Below are 4272 nucleotides of genomic sequence, written 5' to 3' on the forward strand. Positions count from 1 at the left end.
CCCCTGAGGTCGTCACAGTTTTAGGGTCTTGGTTATCTGCGCCTGTGGCTTGAATGACAATGCCTTTGTCAGCGGTGACGTTGCTTGAGCGATTGTTGTTGTGTAGGCTGTAGCTCTTATCCCCTTCTTTACCACGCTCGTAGATATCATTTAGCCCTTCAATGCTAATAGCGACAGGGATAATGGTCACAGGGGCTCTGGCGGTGAGGATTTTGTCAATCTGTGCTTTGGCAGCGGCATCACCTGCCACGGCTTTAGGCAGTAACTCTTTAAGCGAGGCACGCATTTTTTGCATCTCCTCACTTTGATTGACGCTGTCATCAAGGCTAAAACGCATGCTGTCAATGGCAGCAAGCTGTTGGCTTAAATAGTCTTGCTTTTGTCCATCGCTTAGTTTGTTTAGTCGCATGAGTGGCACTAACACATCAGCTCGGGCCTTTTCATCAATGACTTGACGGTATTCACCCAACTGACTGAGCGATTGCAAAGTAGCCTTGCCTCGAGTGTCAATGTCAGAGGCTTCAATGGCAATGCCACCTTTAGCCACTAAGCTGACATCGTTTTTAGCACTCAGCTTGCTACCTGCGTGTTCAATGCCTTGATAAGGGGTATCGGCAATTTTTAATGAGCGGGTAATGTCCGCTTGTTCATCGGTAAGCTCTTGGGCGGTTTTGTTAATGTCCAACGCCTTAGTGCGTTGTTGTAGCTGTGTGTTTTGGGCGGCAATTTCAGTTTTAAGGGCTTGCTGTTGTTGTTCAAAGTCAGCGATTGGGGTCGCCGCATTGTCTTTGATTAATTTGTCTAGTTTGTCTTGGGCAGCCTTCTTGGCAGTGGCAGCCGTTTGATAGAGGCTGTCATTGTTTAAAATATCAAGTTGATGATTGACAGTGGTTAGGCTGTCATTAAGCTCTTTGAGGCGGTTTTCAGGTTTAACCCCATCGATGGTGTTTTCAATGGCACCGATTTTGATGTTACCATCAGTGGCAGCGATAGTGATACCACCATCGGTACTGGTGACATGCGTCCCAAGCATCTCTACTGAACTGCCTGTCATTCCAATACTGCCTTTGACAGTAACATTGACATTGGTTTCGCTACCATTGCCTTGGTTGCCAGGCGTGCCTTTAAAGCTAATTTTGCCTGTGGTGCGTAGGTCTAAATCACCGTCAGCATTGATGGTTTTACCTGCATCATATACCAAGTCATTGTTGCCTTTGACGGTCATGCTACCATTAATCGCTGCCAATTTTGGGTCATTGCCAAGTAAGTCGGTGGTCTTAGTGGCTAGGGTTAGATTATTGCCTAATTCAAGATTGCCTTTTTTAGCCGCAACCAGTAAGGCACCGCCTTGAAGCTGACTGTCTTTTAAGCTTGTATCTTGTTCGCCTTGAGCTGATAGAATACCTTTACTGGTGATATGACTGCCACTGATGCCTAAGTTGGTGTTACTACTAATGGCGGTATGCTGTTGGCTATTGGCGTTCACGTTTTCAAGCAACGTGGCTTGATTGCCGTGTAATTCAAGGTTGCCATTGGTACTGAGATTGCCACGAGCTAGGGTGAGGGCATCTTGACTGTTGATAATGATACCGCCTTGACTGGCTGTGATGTCAGTGCTTTGGATACTGATTTTGCCATGCGGTTTATTGGCATTGTCCCCTGTGGCGGTAGTAGCAGGTGCGTTGGTGATGGTAATGGCTTGGGTTTGTATCGCAGCGTTACTGCCTTGGGTGGTGTTTAGGGTAATGTCACCCAAGCTTTGCACACGGGCTTTGCCTTGGGCGGCATTGATAGTTAAATTGGTGGCAGTCACCCCATCTTGACCTTGGTCAATCAAGGCGATATCACCTGATGTTGAGCCTAATCGGTTTTGACGGGTGGCATCGGTACTGTCTAAACGAATGCCTTTTGTGGCAACCATGGCAACACTGTTACCACCATTGGCATGTAGGTCGGTGGCACTGATCGCCCCTTGAGCAGCTAACGCAATGGCATTGCTGGCGGTCAAGTCAACTTGATTGCCCAGTTTGATGTCTTGGGCATTATTGCTATCACTAGCTGCTAGCGGGTTACCGACACTGCTAAGTTTGATATCGCCTGCTTTGGCGGTCAGCTTACTTTGGTCACCCACCTCGATACGATTTGCCATGGCTTCGATATGGTTGGCATCGAGTTTACCGCTTTCGGTGGACAGATTTAGTTTATCGCCCGCTTTTAAATACACATTGGTGGCAGCTTGGTTGTCACCTGTTAAACCTAACTGCAGATTCTTACCCGCACTGCTGCGAATTTGGTTGCCTTGTAGGTTGGTATTGGTGACGCTGACATTGCGGTCAGCCACGATATCAACATTTTGACTGGCTTTGAGTGTGGCATTATTGAGTACAATATCACTGTCAGGGGCTTGTAATAGGTTGGCTTTGGCAGCTTCTAAGCTTAAGTGTCCATCATTGACTGTGGCAGTTAAGCCGTTGGCATCAATGCCATCATTGGCAATAATGGCTACATCGTGTTTGCCACGGCTGGTGAAATCCGCTTGGTTAATGGTGAGTTTGCCACCTGTTTGGTTATGTAACTCATCGGCTTGCAGATTCACTTGGCTGAGGGTTTGATTGCCTTGGGCAGCGGTTGAAACCGTGCCATCTTTATTGGTGGCGGTAAGGGAGCTATTGGTAGCTGCTAAGTCTTTGCCACTATAGACTTGAACGGATTTGCCTTCACCTGTGCTGGTCAGTTTGGCATTGTTTAAGCCAAGGTTGTCACCTGAGGATAATAGAATATGCCCTGAGGTGGTTACATCCGCTTTTTGGTCAATGTTTAGCTTACCGCCTGCTACTAACTGAACATCGCCCACTTTATTGGTGTTGATGAGTTGTCCTGTTTGTAAGTTGCGTTCGGCAGTGACAGTGAGCGTTTCTAGATGGTCATGATGATTGATTTTTCCATCACGGATGATTTGTCCATCGCCACTTAAGTCCCGACCTGCTTGTACAATGACTTGGTTGCCTGCTTGGATAATGCCTTTATTAACAATATCGCCTTGCTCACCATCACTGGGTTTATTAGTAATACTAATCGCTGTATTAGAGGCTTGTGGGTCACTGGCAACCATTTTGCCTAGGTTTTCGATGCGACCGTTGTTGTTTAAGCGAATAAAGCTACCTGATTGTAAGGTACCTGCATTGCTCATCCCCATGCCTTGCTTGGTACCAATGATTTGGATGCCATTGGCATACACACCACCCAATTGTCCAATATCCAATGCCAATCCTGTGGCTTGACTGTCAGGGTTTAAAGCGGTGATTTGCTTGTCATCTAGCGCATATAGTTCAGGATCAAGTTTAATGGTGTTTTCACCCACCACCACTTGTACTAAATCTTGATGGTTACCTGTGATTTTGCCGTTTAAGGTAACACTTTTAGCCAGAATATCGGTTAAGCTCGAGCCATTGTTAAATTGATTGGTAAGTCCCTTTTCTCCAATGTTGATTTGACCTTGATTGACCGTGATGCTATCAAGAGCCCGTAGGTTGCTATAGTTCACTTTACCTGTGGTTAGTGTACCTTTAGTGGCATTAATAAAGGTACCCCCATTAACGTTAATCCCTGAGGGGTTAGCGATAATAACGTTGGCAGATTTGCCAGCAACTTCAAGCTTACCATTAAATACGGTAGGGTTGTTACTATTGACTTCGTTTACGATGGTTTTGGCTTCGCCAAATAATAACCAGAAGTTGCCATTGACGTGACCGCCAATTTGGGTGTCTGCGCCAAAGCGACTGTTATTTAAAATAACGCCATTGTCTTGAATGTCAAATTGGCTAAAACTGTTGCGAGATACGCCATCAGCCGTTGTCCCTCGAATATTCACCACAGGGGTGCCGTTACCTGAAACTAGGATAGTCGGCTGGGTCAGAAGACCTGCTGTTTTATCAACGCTCACTTGGGAGTTGGCTGCCATTGCCATTTGGCTGTAGAGTGGTGCTGTCGCTGTGATGCAACTTAATGCCAATACACTAAGCTTAGAAGGTTGTTTCGCTAAAAAAGAGGATGAATTGATGCCATCACCTGAGCGTTCGCCTGCCGCTTTTGTTTGGCTTTTGGCTGCTTCGCTAACCACCATTAACATGCCACGGGCTTTATTGAAAATCACTCGGTAACATTGACGGTTCATACTCTATCCTTTTATTGCTAAAATGATTCTTTTATCGTAAAAATAAACAATTTTTGTTATTCTATGTAAAATAATTTTTAATTTCAATCATTTTTATA

The 4272-nt window shown here is 45.6% G+C and carries 1 protein-coding gene; it reads right to left on the reverse strand.

Translation table 11 applies throughout. The features are described 5' to 3' along the window. Positions 1 to 4174, reverse strand: a 4174-nt coding sequence (locus MA2_RS10415) for a two-partner secretion domain-containing protein (RefSeq protein ID WP_156470952.1), incomplete at its 3' end; no start/stop codon positions are given. Positions 4175 to 4272 lie beyond the last annotated feature (98 nt).

This window comes from Moraxella atlantae NBRC 14588 (genome assembly GCF_001591265.1).
Taxonomy (GTDB): domain Bacteria; phylum Pseudomonadota; class Gammaproteobacteria; order Pseudomonadales; family Moraxellaceae; genus Faucicola; species Faucicola atlantae.